The 16619-nt window shown below is 45.0% G+C and carries 12 protein-coding genes; 4 read left to right on the top strand and 8 right to left on the bottom strand.

What is annotated here, in order from left to right; translation table 11 throughout:
• Positions 1–25: 25 nt before the first annotated feature.
• The 4 genes from RCH20_RS06905 to RCH20_RS06890 all read right to left on the bottom strand — a co-directional run bounded on the left by RCH20_RS06905 (position 26) and on the right by RCH20_RS06890 (position 5070).
• Positions 26–1408 (bottom strand): NAD(P)/FAD-dependent oxidoreductase, encoded by a 1383-nt coding sequence (locus RCH20_RS06905; RefSeq protein WP_327193052.1) that lies wholly within the window; start codon positions 1406–1408, stop codon positions 26–28.
• Positions 1409–1649: 241 nt separating this feature from the next.
• Complete coding sequence (locus RCH20_RS06900; protein WP_209958377.1) at positions 1650–2291, bottom strand: MarC family protein; 642 nt, start codon at positions 2289–2291, stop codon at positions 1650–1652.
• Between the two features lie 254 nt (positions 2292–2545).
• Entirely contained in the window at positions 2546–3406 is an 861-nt protein-coding gene (gene nadC / locus RCH20_RS06895) for a carboxylating nicotinate-nucleotide diphosphorylase (RefSeq protein WP_327193051.1), read from the bottom strand.
• Between the two features lie 521 nt (positions 3407–3927).
• Positions 3928–5070, bottom strand: a complete 1143-nt coding sequence (locus RCH20_RS06890) for an NUDIX hydrolase (RefSeq protein ID WP_327193050.1) — start codon at positions 5068–5070, stop codon at positions 3928–3930.
• 763 nt (positions 5071–5833) lie between these two features.
• Between RCH20_RS06890 and nadA the strand changes: the two genes are divergently transcribed.
• The 3 genes from nadA (at position 5834) to RCH20_RS06875 (ending at position 10518) form a co-directional block, all read left to right on the top strand.
• Entirely contained in the window at positions 5834–6973 is a 1140-nt protein-coding gene (gene nadA, locus RCH20_RS06885; RefSeq protein WP_327193049.1) for a quinolinate synthase NadA, read from the top strand.
• A gap of 1 nt (position 6974) precedes the next feature.
• A complete protein-coding gene (locus RCH20_RS06880; protein WP_327193047.1) occupies positions 6975–9404 on the top strand; it encodes an L-aspartate oxidase in 2430 nt (809 codons plus the stop codon).
• 202 nt (positions 9405–9606) lie between these two features.
• A complete protein-coding gene (locus RCH20_RS06875; protein WP_209958387.1) occupies positions 9607–10518 on the top strand; it encodes a lysine exporter LysO family protein in 912 nt (303 codons plus the stop codon).
• A 26-nt stretch (positions 10519–10544) separates the two neighbouring features.
• Here RCH20_RS06875 and RCH20_RS06870 read toward each other — a convergent pair whose 3' ends face one another.
• The 4 genes from RCH20_RS06870 to RCH20_RS06855 all read right to left on the bottom strand — a co-directional run bounded on the left by RCH20_RS06870 (position 10545) and on the right by RCH20_RS06855 (position 14851).
• The gene (locus RCH20_RS06870; protein WP_327193046.1) at positions 10545–11267 is read right to left on the bottom strand and encodes an OmpA family protein; all 723 of its coding nucleotides are present in this window, start codon (positions 11265–11267) and stop codon (positions 10545–10547) included.
• Positions 11268–11424: 157 nt separating this feature from the next.
• Entirely contained in the window at positions 11425–12021 is a 597-nt protein-coding gene (locus RCH20_RS06865) for an OmpA family protein (protein ID WP_327193045.1), read from the bottom strand.
• A 26-nt stretch (positions 12022–12047) separates the two neighbouring features.
• The gene (locus RCH20_RS06860) at positions 12048–13391 is read right to left on the bottom strand and encodes an FAD-dependent monooxygenase (protein WP_327193044.1); all 1344 of its coding nucleotides are present in this window, start codon (positions 13389–13391) and stop codon (positions 12048–12050) included.
• A gap of 74 nt (positions 13392–13465) precedes the next feature.
• On the bottom strand, positions 13466–14851 hold the full coding sequence (locus RCH20_RS06855) for an FAD-dependent monooxygenase (RefSeq protein WP_442793112.1): 1386 nt from the start codon (positions 14849–14851) through the stop codon (positions 13466–13468).
• A gap of 677 nt (positions 14852–15528) precedes the next feature.
• Here RCH20_RS06855 and RCH20_RS06850 point away from each other — a divergent pair.
• Complete coding sequence (locus tag RCH20_RS06850; RefSeq protein WP_209959219.1) at positions 15529–16617, top strand: PhoH family protein; 1089 nt, start codon at positions 15529–15531, stop codon at positions 16615–16617.
• Positions 16618–16619: the final 2 nt, after the last annotated feature.

Genomic DNA, 16619 nt, shown 5'->3' with positions numbered 1-16619 from the left:
ACTATATAAAATGACTCAACAGTATTTATGAGGCTTTTTTGGTCTTTTTACTTTCGATAAATGATAAGTTCAAAAAATGCTCTAGTGAATCATCAAGAATATCCAACCAAGGCACCGGTAATTTAGGCGCTAAAGTGCCGGTTAAGGTAGAGCGGAACGCTTTTTCTCTAAAGCTCATAATGTTGGCGGTCTTATCCTTCTTCCACTGCTTAAAGATTTCGCCTTGCTTTTCTACTGCAAACTCAGGGTAATCGGTCGCATTGGTTAAATCACGGATATAGCTCGCTTGGAAATCTATCTCTTCATAAGCACTATTCACCTGCGCATAGTCCGCTAGCCAGTGTTGTTCATCTGCTTGACGGGTGGCTAAATCCGGCAATTTAATATCCTCTAAAATAACATCGCGCACATACCAAGCTTGGGCATCGAACATATTAAAGGTGAAGTATTGATCTTGCATGCCAAGATAAATTAGCTTGGGATTCGGCTGCCAAAAGATACCCTTGTATAGATTAGCCGGGTACAAGCAGTTATGGGTTTGCAAGCGCAACTCATCAGGCATAAAGCGGAAATGGAACAGATAGCCGGTGCACATAATCACCGCATCAAAACGTTGGCTGGTGCCATCGACGAAATGCGCGACATCGCCTTCAAAATGGGTCAGTAGCGGCACTTCACTAATGCCATCAGGCCAGTCATAACCTATCGGGTTACTACGATAGCTGATAGTCACTGAGTTGGTACCGTACTTATAACACTGGGTGCCAATATCTTCGGCGGAGTAACTGCTACCAATCAATAAAATATCTTGGTCTTTGAACTCTAAGGCATCGCGGAAGTCGTGGGCATGCATTACTCGGCCAGGATATTCTTCTAGGCCTTTAAAATAGGGCATGTTGGGCGTTGAGAAATGACCAGTCGCCACCACCACATAATCAAATTCATTGGTTTCTTGCTCACCCGTTTTATGGTTCATGACCGTCACTGTGAACTTTTGGGTATCATCATCAAAGGTAACCCAGCGTACAGGGCATTCAAAGCGAATATATTTGCGAATGTCTTGGTTATTAATGCGCCCCATGATGTAGTCTTTTAACACTTCACGTGGCGGGTACGACGGAATTGGTTGACCAAAATGTTCTTCAAACGAATAATCTGCAAACTCTAAGCATTCTTTGGGGCCATTCGACCACAGATAACGATACATGCTGCCGTGTACTGGTTCGCCGTGCTTATCTAAACCAGTGCGCCAGGTATAGTTCCACATCCCGCCGATATCATTTTGTTTTTCATAACAAACTATCTCTGGCAAATCTTTAACACCGGCCAATCGAGCCGCTTCAAAAGCCCTTAATTGTGCCAAACCGCTTGGACCTGCACCTAAAATAGCAATTTTTGTCTTACTCAAAATCAGCTCCCGCTAACGATAAATGAGCCCTATTATAACATATTCTCATGAATGCCATTTTTAGGTATTGGTTTTACGACTAGGAGGACTGCAGGGAGGAGTAATACGCACGGCTATTAAAACTGCTATTTGCAGAATAAAAAGTGGGAAACATACATAGATTTAGGGACGGCACAGTGTTATTGGGGTGAGTTTTTTCAAGGTCATTTCATCAACCTTGCCTCTGGTTAGCAGATCACAGCTATATTAAATCAGGAAATAGCGTGCGTAGGCCACTGACGATAATCTCAATAGCGACCGCAGCCAGTAACATGCCCATAATCCGACTCATGATGTTAAGCCCAGTATCGCCCAGCACGCGACTGATACGTCCGGCCGCCATCAAGGCCAGATAACAAAAGATACTAATCAATAAGCCCGCGATAATTACCGCAGACACTCGTAGGATGCCAGAAGTTTGTGACGAGTAAATAATAACGGTTGAGATACCACCTGGGCCAATCATCATCGGAATGGCCAGTGGTACGACGGCCGAAGCGGTACTGGGCGGCCGGTCTTGAATGTGGTCAACGTCGAAGTTGTCAGCATCAGGCTTAACCGGGTTACCCTCACCATTCATCATATTAATGGCAATTAGAAAGACTAAAATACCACCCGCCATCTGGAACGAACCAATTGAGATACCCAGCAGATTAAGCAGGGTCTCGCCGGCCACAGTAAAGAAGCTAATGGTAATAAAAATAGTCAGGCAAGCAATACGCGCCACTTTGCGTCGATCAATCATCGAGTAGCCGCGGGTCAAATCCAAAAATAACGTCAGAGCGCTAAATGGATTGATCAGCACCATAAAGGCTAAAATAATTTTGATAATTTCAGTATCCACTGAACGCTCACTTTTCCATCGGCAAAAAGAGAAGGCCATCGTGCGTGTGCAACGATGACCCAATATTCGATTAACAATGGCATTGTAGCATAAGCAGATAAGCGAGTTAAATCATTAACTTCAGAGGATTTGTCAGATCTGTATTTTTAATTAAATATTAGCCTGTTTACGATAATATGAAACCCGTAAAACCCATGCATAAAGCCACCTTTAACAGTCAACGCTGAACATCCTATTAATACTAAGCATAACAACTAAGCACTAAAATCAAGGCCAATATCCAGCGCAGTGGTACTGTGAGTCAGGTAACCCATAGCGATAAAATCAACGCCTGTTTTTGCGGCGGCTTGCACCGTTTCAGGGGTGATACCGCCTGAGGCTTCGGTCTTTGCGCGTCCTTTACACATCGCAACCGCCTGAGACAAGATTTCAGGGGCCATGTTATCCAATAACACTAGGCTCACGCCAGCATCTAGTGCCAGTGCCAGTTGCGCCAAGTTATCAACCTCGACCTCAATCGGAATCAGATGACCAGCAAATGCTTGCGCTTGCTGAATGGCAGTAGTGATATCACCGGCAATCGCGATATGATTGTCTTTAATCAAAATAGCATCATCCAATCCTAAGCGATGGTTGCGTCCACCACCACAACGTACCGCATACTTTTGCACAATTCGCAGTCCGGGAATGGTCTTACGGGTACAGGTAATCTGCGCCGGATAATCGGCCACGCTATCGACAATCTGCCGGGTAGCGGTCGCAATACCACTCAAATGAGTCATAAAATTCAGTGCAGTACGTTCTGCAGTCAGTAAATGGCGCGCATTACCGCGAACGGTGGCTAATACTGTGTCAGCGTCCACACGCTCACCATCGCTAACCGTTGCGACAAACTCAATCTGCGCATCGATTAAGGCAAAAGCCAATCGCGCTAAATCCATACCGCAAATCACACCCGCTTGGCGTGCCTTGATCTGTAATTGCGCTTGCATGTCTGCTGGAATAGTGGCCTGTGAAGTCACATCACCGCGCCGACCCAAGTCTTCCGTCAGTGCCGCTGCTACTAACGGCTTAAGCAACACCTGATCCAACGCTGGTTCTACTTTATTTGTCATATCTGCCCCTTACTTGACGCTTTATTAATATCAGTGCTATTTATTACAATGCTGTTTATTACAGTGCTGTTTATCAGAGTGCTATTTATTACAGTGCTATTTGTTAGAACGCTGTCTGTCTAAACTTAACCGTTCCTTAAATTTAACCGTCACTTGAGTTCAATGAACACTTAAATTTAACTATCATTTGAGTTCAAGGATCACTTAAGTTCAGCCACTTACTTAATTTTAATGGTTTATTTAAACTCAAAATGAGCATAAGTAGTGGGGCATAAATATAGCGTAAAGCAAGCGCGCTCGCAAGATAAAACCAATAGGCTCACGAGGCACAATAGATATTTGGATAGAATAACTGGAATTTTATGAGCAGTTATTTACGGGCATTTCTTCGTAAATATTTATCAAAAGTGCCTATAGCTGATCCAATTTAAAAAGAACAGCGTTTAAAAAAGATATAACATTGCTGGTATGGATTTTTTGCAGCCGCTGTCACACTGCCGAACATCAAGCAAAAAATACAGCTATTTACGCTTGGGTAATTTGCTGTCCATCAGCAAGCTTTGTAGTTCGATATCATGACGGAAGCGATAAAGTTTTGCGGGGCGGCCACGCTGGGCGCTACTACTGTCCCCAGTGGGCATAACTAAATTTTGCGAATCAAGCAAACGGCGGAAGTTTTGTTTGTGCAAAGGCACACCTGATAAGGCCTCCACACTTTGTTGTAACTGCGACAAGCTGAACACTTCAGGCATCAAGCCAAAGATCAGCGGTCGATATTCAATCTTGGCACGTAGCCTTGAAATAGCGGTAGCGATCACCCGGCGGTGGTCATAATACATCGGCACCCCCATCACTTGCGACCAATCTGCGGGTAGCTTATTAGGCTGATGATTAGATAAGTGAGTGGATGGATAGCTGGGTGGATAACTAGGTAAATAGTCAGGCGACTCAGGAATTAGACCGGCTTCATATAACATCTCATAACGCAGCAAGACATGTTCTGCAACCCACTCGTACTCATGTTCGTATTCACTACCCGCGTGCTGGTCACTGTGGTTTTCGTGACCGTGGTCTTCATGACGCTGGTCTTCATGACAGTCGCTTACTTGATCATTAATATTCTGGTCTTTGTCTTGGTTATTGTTTAAAAGCTCCGTACCCACCCCCCAACACAAGCCAATACGCTGACGACGGCGGTACTGGACAGAAACATCTTCAGCGGTGTCTGCCCAAGCCAATAAGGCTGGGACAAGCAAGCGCATAATAATATCGGGTGTGCCTTCTAAGTGATTTTCCCATGGGAAGTAATCGTACCAATCGCGCCATAAAGCTTGGCTTTGTAACTTAGCGGTTTGGGTCTCTTGTACCAGTCCTAGATAGCTGACGTAGACCAACGCATGACCATCAACATTACGCCGACTAGTATCGACAAAGGTATATAACTGCTCTAAATAGCCCAGTGGCTGTTGGGTCTGTTCTTCAACCCACTGACGCACACCTGCCTGCAATGAGCGATGTAACGGCATCAAGGGCCCGTTAGGCAATAGCTTACCCTGGTCTACCGTTAGGACCCGCGCAGTATGATCAGTGATGGCGACTAACACCGCGACCACTTCAGTGGTGCCACTGCCCTGCTGGTGCGCATGTGAATAAGACAATGTCATGGTTATTTGTGATTACCTTTTATTATTAATGAGTGGCTGATCTGTTGACAAAATAATAGCTCAATAGCCAAGTATAAGTATAACGTGAATGTAGGGTGAAGATAGCATGAGCATAATTATGAATGCGAACTTATCTTCTTAGACGCCATCATTGCCATACTGAATTGCCACACTGAATTGCCACACTGAAAAACCATGTCCAAAACCGCGCTATAGTTAAAATACCTTAAAAATGCGACGGTACTGCTGGTATAAGCTCTTTGCAGTCTCTGTCTGCGTAGGTACAGCAAGCAATAGCAACTTACGCAAGCAAGAGCAACGTATACCAGCAGTAGGTTATGTATCAATATTACTTTTCATTGACTACAGAGAATATGTTTAATGATCAATGGCAACTTTAACAAAAGTTCCGCAAAAACCACTTGCACTTATGCTCAATAAGAGCATAATTAAGCCCTTGTATCAAAACAGCTGTTTTATTCTGCCCTATCTCACCCACTTTTAGCTGTTTACTACTATCAATCCCAAAAAGTAAAGATAACGACTGATACCAAGGCAAGTACAGCCATCAATAAGCTCAGGGATTCTACATAAATCTGACTGAGCCTATTGATACTATAGTCAAAATACCTTAAAAACGCGACGGTATGTGTCGATATTACTTTGCATTGACTATAGATTATTACTTGAGAAGACTATTACTTGAGAAAACTGTTACTTGAGAAGACTATTACTATCGCTATCGCACCAGAGGCTTGTCCCTATGAAAACGTATCCCTATGACGCTCCGCTACTCAGTACTGATAACCGCAGTGCGATCCAGCTTAATATCGAATATGCCAAGGCCAAGATACCGGTAGACTTACCGCGTTCCGAGCGTTTGCTGGTTGAAGACCGTATTAAACAGCTGTTAAAGGAGCATAATGCGGTATTAGTCGCCCATTACTATGTTGACCCTTTCATTCAAGACTTGGCCCTAGCAACTGGTGGCTGTGTGGGCGACTCATTAGAGATGGCACGCTTTGGTCAAGCGCATAGCGCGCAGACACTAGTAGTGGCCGGGGTGCGCTTTATGGGCGAGTCTGCAAAAATTCTGAGCATGGAAAAAACCGTCCTGATGCCCGATTTAGAGGCAGAGTGTTCACTTGATTTGGGCTGCCCTGCCGATGAGTTTTCAGCCTTTTGTGACGCCCATCCTGAGCGTACAGTGGTGGTTTATGCCAATACCAGTGCAGCGGTCAAAGCGCGTGCAGATTGGGTAGTGACCTCATCAGTGGGTATTGACATTGTCCGTCACCTACATGAGCAAGGCGAGCCGATTATTTGGGGCCCTGATCGACATTTGGGTAAGTACATTGCGCAAGAAACCGGCGCAGATATGCTGTTATGGCAAGGCTCATGCTTGGTACACAACGAGTTCAAAGCCACCGAACTCATGCAATTAAAACAAGAACACCCACAGGCAAAAGTGTTGGTACATCCTGAGTCGCCCGATAGCGTCGTACAGTTGGCTGATGTGGTCGGTTCGACCAGCAAGTTACTGCAATCCACTTATGAAATGGACGCCGATACCTTTATTGTTGCCACTGACTTGGGTATCTTGCACGAAATGCAAAAACGCTCACCGCACAAACATTTTCTAGCCGCGCCAACTGCCGGTGAAAGTGCCAGTTGTAAAAGCTGTGCTTTTTGCCCTTGGATGGCGATGAATGGTCTGCAAGGTATTGAGCAATGCTTGACCAATAACAGCGGCGAAGTCGATTTAATGATAGAGCTGGCAACAGCGGCCAGAAAGCCCTTGCAACGTATGCTTGATTTCGCCAAATCACAACAGCAACGGGTGGCAGCCAGTGGTGATATTGTCAAGGACCGTCCCCTGTTTGCCAACGTCGGAGCAGCCTAATATGAACACAGTATTAACAGCTGATAAAATGGGCCTTGATAAGCCGGGCTTGCACGATACTAGTGTTAACCAACATAACGCTAATGAACCTAGCATTGATGATAGTAGTGTTAATGGAAAAGATACTCATGATTTTGATGGGCGCTTTAATAGCGAACTTGCTAATAATCCTTTTCATATCCATGATAATAACAGTAACGACGCTATCCATACCGATGTCTTAATTATTGGTGCAGGATTGGCAGGGCTAAGTACCGCGCTGGCCTTGCCAAAATCGCTAAGCATTACTCTATTGAGTAAGGCCGCACTTGAGACTTGTTCAAGTCACTATGCCCAAGGTGGTATTGCTGCCAGCTTGGATAAAAATGACCAGGTCGCTGACCATGTAGCGGATACCCTAATCGCTGGTGCAGGACTGTGTGCCACTGATAACACCACTACTATTTTAAGCGCGGGGCAACAAGCCGTACAATGGCTGTGTGCACAAGGCGTGCCTTTTACTCAGATTCCCCAGCAAAGTCCACAAGATCTAATAGCCAACGCTATTCCTACTACTGACGCTCTAGCTGAGTTAAAAACTGCTGACTTACATTTGACTCAAGAAGGCGGTCACGGCTGTCGCCGGGTCGCACATGCTGACGACGCTACAGGTCGGCATATCATGCAGACGCTATCGGCCCAAGCGCAGGTCGCTAGCAACATCACTATTTTACCTTACCATGAGGCGCTAGAATTATTGACAGAGCCTCTCACAGAACCCTTCACAAAAGAGGTCATAGAATCAGTCACAAAACCCTTCACAGAACGCTTGAGTAATACTGTCACCAACCAATCTGAGACGTCCAGCCAGTCGCAACATTCTCATGATCGCCACCCTTCTCAACACGCAAAGGGCGCGCTGGTCTTTGACCATAACACTCAGCGCCGACGAACTTTTTATAGTCGCGCGATAGTGTTGGCAAGCGGTGGTTTGGGACAGTTATTCCAACGTGCCAGCGCACCCAACGTCTGTGTGGGTGACGGAGTGATGATGGCTTGGCAAGCAGGCTGTCGCTTAGCAAATTTGGAATTCATCCAATTTCATCCGACTGGCTTGGCATTGGGCAATAGTAGCTTTTTGGTCTCAGAGGCCCTGCGCGGTGAAGGCGGTCGGTTGTATTGTCCGCAGACCGGCCAACGCTTTATGCTGGATGTTGACTCGCGTGCAGAGCTGGCCCCACGAGATATTGTCGCTCGAGCAATTAGCGAGCAAATCACAGGTAATGGCCTCGGTTACGTGCATCTTGACGTCAGCCACTTGCCAGCAGAATTCTTGCAGCAGCATTTTCCGCAGATTTATCAGACCCTATTAGACCTAGGTATCGACATCACTACCGACCCCATTCCAGTCGCACCTACTGCGCATTATAGTTGTGGCGGCGTGGTTACTTGTGCGGATGGCTTAACCGATGTACCAGGGTTATATGCTGCTGGTGAGGTCGCTTATACTGGCTTGCATGGTGCCAACCGCTTGGCGAGTAACTCTTTATTAGAGTGTGTGGTGGTCGGCCGTAATATTGCCGCTCACCTACCTGGCTATCTGGCAGCGACGCCTGAGTTACCGGTCGACATCAAATTCAACGCTAAGTACAATACTAAGTTCAACGCTAAGTTCAATGCTAAGTCCAATGCTAAGTCCAATGCTAAACCTACTAGCCAATTTGATACTGCACCTGATACTGCACCTGATACTGAGCTTGATGCTGAATCAGTAGCTTTAGCTGCTACCATTTGGACGTCACCAAAAATACTGGGTACGCAATCTATTACTCTGCCTTCAGCTGTCATGTCGGCTCATACTGATTATACCCCTAGTATTGATCCGAGTGCTGATGTAAGTACTAATGTAAGTACTGATGATATTACCGCTGAGCTAAAAGCCTTAATGAGCAACAATATGGGTATCATGCGTAACGCTGAGAAGTTAGAGCAAGCAATGATACAGATCCAACACTGGCAACAAACGATTAAAGAGTCTGACTCAATCTCAGAGAGCTTGACTTCAAAGAGCGGTGCGTTAAAGGATTTAGCTACAGAGCATTCAAGTACAGATGACTTAAATGGAGCTAATAGTGCTAATAGCTCTGCTACTCTTAAAAAGCTGGCAAATTTTCAGCTAACGCGGCAATTGCAGTTAGCGACCCTGATTATTCAATCCGCTTATCAGCGCTGTGAAAGTCGCGGTGGCCATTATCGACAGGACTACCCGCAGTTGGCCAGCACGCCGTTAGTAAGTATTATCGAGCCTTTCACAAGCAACACAGATAGCGTTGATGCGATTGATAGCATTGATGTAATTGATACGATAGAGGAACCGATAGCGTGGTTACCACAGGCTCTCGTAAGTAGTCATAATCGTGCTAAGCAATTACAAACGGCAGTGGCGGTCTAATGACCTTGGTAATTTAGCCTGATTGCTACTAAGATTAACGACTACAGCTATTTACTAGTTTTACGCTCGCTTCATATTTAACTTTAGGGGCTTGGTATGCAAGCCCTTACTCAAATCATGATTTTTGCACGCTCATGCCAGCATTATTCGCCTAATATGTTACAATCCTAGGTTTGCCAAAAATCTTACGAGCCTGCCCCTCATGCAAAGCATAATCACCCTTGTTTTAGTCTTAATGCCGCTATTTATTGGCTTTATTATTCCTAGCAACCCAAAGTTGACGGCGTTTTCTGAAAAGGGCTTGTCTTATCTAGTATTTATTATCCTAACGCTTATCGGTATTGAGCTGTCACAGGTGGAAGAGCTTGGCAGTCAATTGGGCGAAATTGCCTTATATGTGGCCGTATTGTCGATACTGACCATTGCCGCTGGGCTGTTTGCGCTGATGCTGTTTGATCATTGGCGACCGTGGCATGCCAAACAACCAAGCACTAAGTCACAGCAACACCGAGTCAGTATCCGTGGCAGCTTAACCCAAGTAATTTGTGTGGTTATTGGCTTTGTGATTGGGCATTTTTTGCCAGCTGCTTATATGCCGCATGAGAGCAGCATGACCATAATGCTGATGCTATTAATCCTGCTGGTCGGTATCGGCCTTAAGGGCTCGGGCATCACTCTCAAAGAAGTGCTGCTGAATAAACGTGGTGTGGAGATGAGTGTTATCTTTACCCTATCAGTATTGGTTGGTGGCCTGGTGTTCGCGCTGTTGTTTGCCGACGTGTCATGGACTAAAGGGCTGGCATTGGCGTCGGGCTTCGGTTGGTATTCGCTATCGGCGATTGTGATGACCGATGCTTATGGGGCCATTTGGGGCAGTGTGGCGTTATTTAATGACTTGATACGTGAGTTTTTTGCGTTGTTATTTATTCCAGTGTTTATGCGTCAGTATCCGTCAGCGGCAGTAGGGCTTGGCGGCGCGACCAGTATGGACTTTACCTTACCCATTATTCAGCAATCTGGCGGACTAAAAGTCGTGCCATTAGCCATCAGCTTTGGCTTTATTATTAATATTGTCTCGCCAGTACTGATGGTGGTGTTTTCGGCGTTGGGGTAAAGACAAATAATAATGGTTAATCATAACTATTCAAACTTGTCACAGTGCTTTGCGTATTCACCATATTTTCTTTTATAGGAGACATACTCAAGATCCATTAAGTCATTCACGTTACTGCTCGCCATCAACGTTGCACGGCGCTGCTTTGCCTCAAGACCTTTCATATTAAGCGCTTCAAAACTAGGATTTATATAATCTGTATCTTTGACTAATAATTTATTTGAGCACTCATAAGTACGGATACGCTTAGCATCAATGTTATGTTGTAAGACTAAAGTATTCTTGATGATAAGCGCGCGATTGCGTGATAAAGAATCGAAACCAAAAGTCGCTAAAACATCTTCATCAATTTCATTTGTGGCTGCATGACCAAAAATAAAAACACTGGCTTCTGGATACTCATTGATTTTTTCTGCTATTTTTACAAATTCCGCATCATAAATAGCAGGTAATTGACTGCTCATTGACGGGAAAAATCCACTAAACTCCATTTCAAGTGCATCGCCTCCCTCAATTATTATTTCACAGCCTTTAGCATCGACCACTACGTTAGGTGGCGTTTCAGGACACTCGTCTATATCATCAAGTACTCCATCACCATCTGAATCAGGAATATCTGCTTGCATCGTCCTGATATTTTCATATTGAGGTGTGGTTTTGGGCGGTACAATTTCGGTAGTCTGGCAGCCAGCTAATGTTATAGAGGCTGCTAACAAAACAGCACTGTTGAGTTTCAGTTTCGTAGTCATTATTTATCTTACCTAACGTAGTGAAAAAGCCAATTATCATTGATAGTTACTGAAGAAGGATAACTCACGCCATTTACATTCACTAATTTATGATTGCTGTATTTAAAACTCGATACACCTATCTAAGTTTGAGTGGCTTTAATAATAAATTGATTGTTTATTCTTGAGGTTCAGACGCAATCGCATAAACGCGCCGGTTCAACATATTGCCCTCTTCACTATCAGACGGCGCAATCGGTCTTCTTGCGCCATACTCAGTCGCCGTGATGCGCTCAGAGGCAATGTTATATTTAGATATTAAATAATTCTTAACCTTATTCGCTCTGTCTTGCGCTAAAGCATTCGCTTTGTCTATAGAAGCGCTATCGACTTCAGTTCTTGAGTTATGACCTTCAATCAATATGGTGGCGTTTTTATACTCTTGCAATCTCATTCCTACTTTATCCAGCTCAAGCTGATACTCTAGCGATAACTCACTACTACCTTTAGCAAAAAAGGCGCGATACTCCATTTTTAGACCTATACCAGGAAGCGTAAAAGGACAGCCTCTTTCATCTACTATCACGTTATACGGAGTGGCTGGGCACTGGTCTATATCATCAGATACGCCATCGCCATCTCTATCCAAACTAATCGAAACAATTGGCATATTGATAGTTTTAATTTTCTGATTAGACAAATCGGCTGTTTGGCAACCGGTCAGAGCTAAGGCACCTATCATAACCGTCGCTATTGTCCATAACTTAACGTTCATACTCTACTCTTCACTAAGTCAAAACCCTAGACCCCACTCGCCTGCTTGGCAAACAAACGCATTAACGGTTTGATTTTACTGACCCGAGACATGCCTTCGTTACGCAATTGTTGTATCGGTCGCAGTTGAGCAAACTCGCCAGCAAACAGCCAGTTAAGCGCAGAAAAACTATGCATCATTAGACTGTTATGCGGACGACGCATCCGCTCATAAGTGCGCAGCGTTTGATTGGCTCCCCATAATTTGCCACCACTACGAGCAAAGTCACGCTCGAGCTGATCACTTAATGCCTGCACATCGAGCATACCAAGATTCAGCCCTTGACCCGCTAATGGATGCACCCCGTGCGCGGCATCACCAATCAGAACTAAGTTATCAGCGACATAATTGCGCGCCTGCTGGGCCATTAATGGAAAGCTAGCAATCGATTCAATCTGATTGATAGCGCCAAGCTCATAAGTACTGGCCGCTGCTAATTTGTCAGCGATAATTCGTGGCTCTTGAATCTCAAGCTCAAGCGCTTGATTGCGTGGCAAAGTCCAGACCACTGACTGCCAATGCTGCGGATTGACCTTATCCTCATCTGTAATATCAGCCAAGGGTAATAATGCTAGCGTACCAGTAGGCAGCATTGCTTGGCGAGCGGTCGCTTGATGCGGTTTTGCCGTTTGAATGGCACAGCAAATCGCGGTCTGCTTATAATCCAAAGTATCCAGCTCAATTCCAGCTTGCCGGCGCACAAACGAACCACGGCCATCAGAGCCAACTAGCAGATTCGCCTCAATAGCCGTCTCATTATCTAAAGTGATACGGTAGCCTTGTTCAGATCCTAGCCAATCCATTTGCATCACCTTATGGCCAGCGATGACGGTCAGATAATCACTCACATCATCCTCGAACAAGCGCTGCCAAAGGGCATACTCAATGACCGTAGGCTCTACCATACTACCGAGTAGCTTGGGCGTATCACTGCCTTCATTACCCTTTTCGTTATTACCAGTAGCGTTATTATCAGTACCCTTGTTACCAGTGCTCTTGTTATCAGTGCTCTTGTTATCAGCACAGTCATCCCCGAACTTTAACTCGCCAATCCCATTGAGTTGCCAGACCTGCATTTGTGAGTAATCGGCTTTGCGCTCTGATATCGCTATCTTCTGCCACACACCAATATCTGTTAACAAACCAATGCTGGCCAGGCTGAGCGCATAGACACGGGCATCTCGTTGACTGAGCTTATCTTGCCAATGAGCATCATCACGTTTAGGCCTCGCATCGACCAATGTCACTGGCCGCTTTGCTTGTGCCAGCTTTAGCGCCAGACTGGCACCGACGATACCGCCGCCAATAATAAGCGTATGGTCATTTTTCATAAGATATCCTTTATTAATAGCAGCTGACAAAGCTAAAAGTGGTTCGAGTTACTATTTAAAAACTCTGTTAAAGCTTAAGATTTTAGACCCATCGCATAATTAGCAATCAATGGTTTGATATTGGGTAACTTATCAAAGGCAACCAAGGCCACATTACGTGCCAGCTTAATAACCGGATTGGGATGGGTAAAGCCATGTACGATCGCATCACAGAAGCGAATCACCCGCTTTTGATCGGTTTGCCGTGACTTCTCGTAGCGTTTTAACAGTTGTGGATCACCGATATCGGCACCTTTAAGCACTTGCGTACTCATCATTTGCGCGAGCACATGCGCATCGCGCATACACAGGTTAAAGCCCTGACCGGCTACCGGATGTAAGGTATGTGCTGCATTGCCCATGATGACGCAGCGGCCATCCACTTGTGCATCTGCCAGTACCTTGGTTAGTGGATAAGCACCGCGGCGACCCGCAGTGACGAACGTGCCAGCGCGCTCACCAAAGGCCTGCTGCAAGGTCTGCAAAAAATGCGCATCATCTTCTAGGTATTGTGCTTCCTCACCCGTTGGGCAGACCCAAACCACAGAACGGCGGTAGCCCGTCTGATACTCATCATTGCCATCACCGTTCGGATCAGTCAGCGGCAATACAGCCAGCGGTCCTGCTGGACTAAAACGCTCAATAGCGACATGCTCATGCGGCTGATCAGTCTCGACCACACCCACAATAGCGGTTTGCTGATAATCATAGGTGGTCGTGCCAATATTTAACAGCTGACGCACAGTCGAATCACGACCATCACAGGCCACTAATACACTGCCCTGTAATTGCTGCTCATGCTCGTCGCTATCATAATAATTGAAGCTAAGGGTAACTCCAGCAGTTGATTGCGACCCTGACTGCTGCTTAATAGCGGTGACATTGGCATTGTCTATCAAGGTAATCAGCGACTCCTGTTGCGCCGCTAATAATAGCTTACGCCCCAGCCACGCATTTTCCATCACTTGTCCAAATGATTCGACTTGCTCATCAGCTTTATTCAACTGCGCGATCCCAAAACTGCCTTGTTCGCTAATCTGCACCGCATCAATACGGCAGGCGTGACTTTGTAGCGCTGACCACAGGCCAATCTCTTGATAGATCTGTACCGTCCGCCGTGATAGCGCAGTATTGCGACTGTCTAAATAATGGTTACGATTGCTGTCATCATTGGGACTGATGGTTGGATAGTTGTTTTTTTCTAACAAGGTGCTGCTAATACCGTGATGCGCTAACAGTAAAGCATATGATAAACCGACATGGCCACCACCAACGATAAGCACTTGCTGTTCGGTCAGTTTTGCCGTACTTGCTTGGTTAAGCGTCTCACTCGCTTGGTTGTTATCAGTCGCATTGTCAGTTGAATTATCAGTTGCTTTGGATTGTTCAGCATTTGAATCTTGCAAACCATTATTATCCATCATCATTGATCCTATTAAGGTGTTACCATCATTACAGTCATCTCTGATAGAGCGGCTGCTCGTAGCATTATTTTTATAGCTTTGTTATGTGATTTTTTTACATAGAGTTGGTTTAACTTTTTATTTGTTTTCCATATTACTGGTAACCCAGATACATATTTGAGCACTATTAACAGATAACGAATGAACAATTACTAGAGCCTAATAGATTACCACAGATTGGCTAAATTTCCGTGAGTGTCACTGTGTCTGCCGAGTATAATTATGACTTTTAAGCGGTTGCTATGAGTGAGTTAACGGTTAGCCGATAGCAGAATCAGCACAAACTCTTAGTGATAAATGACACAAATAATGGCTTTAGCTCAGCTGCTTGCAATCCACATACAAAACAGCCTAGTCTAGCGCTACACAATGCTTGAAATTTAGAAACTATCAACCATAATGATAGCAGTACCCTTACTTTCACCTCTATTAAAATAACTGACCAGCAACTCTATTAACCGTCACATTTTAACCGTCACATTTAAATACACACTTAAAAAAACAGCTTTTTGAATTTAACATTACCGTATTGACTACTTTATATATTTAGCCTATCCATATTATGGTGTTATAACGATGACGTTGTGACCATGATATCAGGCCATTAATACAAGGATAATCGCTTGACTGACTCTATGAGCCGCCGTGTAAAATTTGAATCGTTGACCCCAGCCCAACTTAAAACCGTGCTTGGTGAATATAATAATCACATGAAATATATCCAAACCCGCCTTAATATTAAAATCAGTCAGCGCCAAGGCGATTTTTGCCTGAGTGGTGATTTGGCAGATGTTGAGCGCGCTGAGCGTATCTTATATAAACTGGTTGATGAAACTCAGAACACTAAGAATATAACTCCAGAAGAGCTACATCTGATCATTCAGTCGAGTATTGCGCGTGACCAAGACGTGGAAGACGATGCGCCGACAGAAATTAGCGAAAATCCAGATGATTTAGACTCGCCTAGCGACTTTACCCCTATTAGCCTGCGCACTCGTAACGGCAAAATTATCCCACGCGGTGGTAATCAGCAGCGTTATGTTAAAGATATTCTATCGTCTGATGTGTCGTTTGGTATCGGCCCTGCGGGTACTGGTAAGACCTATCTAGCGGTAGCCTGTGCCGTTGATATGATCGAGCGCAACGAGATTGAACGTATCTTACTGGTACGTCCTGCGGTTGAGGCTGGTGAGAAACTTGGCTTCTTGCCAGGCGACTTAACCCAAAAAATCGACCCCTATCTCCGTCCTTTGTATGATGCGCTATATGAAATGCTAGGCTTTGAAAAAGTAGGCAAAATGCTTGAGCGTCAAGTGATCGAAGTCGCCCCGTTAGCCTATATGCGCGGCCGGACGTTGAACAATTCATTTGTAATCTTAGATGAGGCCCAAAACACCACACCTGAGCAGATGAAAATGTTTTTAACCCGTTTAGGCTTTGGTTCACGGGCGGTGATTACTGGTGACATTACCCAGGTCGATTTACCGCGTGGTACTAAGTCTGGGCTAACGCAAGCAATGGAAATCTTAAGTGATATAGAAGAGATTCATATCACTAAATTTGATTCAAAGGATGTGGTACGCCATCAGTTGGTACAAAAAATCGTTGAAGCTTATGATGTGTTTGACGAAAAAGAAGAAATGCTCAAAGAACGGCGTAAGCAAGAGCGACTGGCTGAACAAGAACATAAACAGGCGATAGCAAACGCGGCCGCTAGGTTGTAACT

Source organism: Psychrobacter sp. PL15 (assembly GCF_035984995.1).
GTDB lineage: Bacteria > Pseudomonadota > Gammaproteobacteria > Pseudomonadales > Moraxellaceae > Psychrobacter.
Note: the sequence above shows the minus strand (reverse complement) of the source record. Positions and strands in the feature narration are given on the sequence as shown.

What these genes read in the sequence shown, in the direction of transcription:
- nadC (WP_327193051.1), bottom strand. Translation starts at nt 3,406, where the DNA reads ATGACAAATAAAGTAGAACCAGCGTTGGATCAGGTGTTGCTTAAGCCG.
- RCH20_RS06890 (WP_327193050.1), bottom strand. Translation starts at nt 5,070, where the DNA reads ATGACATTGTCTTATTCACATGCGCACCAGCAGGGCAGTGGCACCACT.
- nadA (WP_327193049.1), top strand. Translation starts at nt 5,834, where the DNA reads ATGAAAACGTATCCCTATGACGCTCCGCTACTCAGTACTGATAACCGC.
- RCH20_RS06880 (WP_327193047.1), top strand. Translation starts at nt 6,975, where the DNA reads ATGAACACAGTATTAACAGCTGATAAAATGGGCCTTGATAAGCCGGGC.
- RCH20_RS06875 (WP_209958387.1), top strand. Translation starts at nt 9,607, where the DNA reads ATGCAAAGCATAATCACCCTTGTTTTAGTCTTAATGCCGCTATTTATT.
- RCH20_RS06870 (WP_327193046.1), bottom strand. Translation starts at nt 11,267, where the DNA reads ATGACTACGAAACTGAAACTCAACAGTGCTGTTTTGTTAGCAGCCTCT.
- RCH20_RS06865 (WP_327193045.1), bottom strand. Translation starts at nt 12,021, where the DNA reads ATGAACGTTAAGTTATGGACAATAGCGACGGTTATGATAGGTGCCTTA.
- RCH20_RS06860 (WP_327193044.1), bottom strand. Translation starts at nt 13,391, where the DNA reads ATGAAAAATGACCATACGCTTATTATTGGCGGCGGTATCGTCGGTGCC.
- RCH20_RS06855 (WP_442793112.1), bottom strand. Translation starts at nt 14,851, where the DNA reads ATGGATAATAATGGTTTGCAAGATTCAAATGCTGAACAATCCAAAGCA.
- RCH20_RS06850 (WP_209959219.1), top strand. Translation starts at nt 15,529, where the DNA reads ATGAGCCGCCGTGTAAAATTTGAATCGTTGACCCCAGCCCAACTTAAA.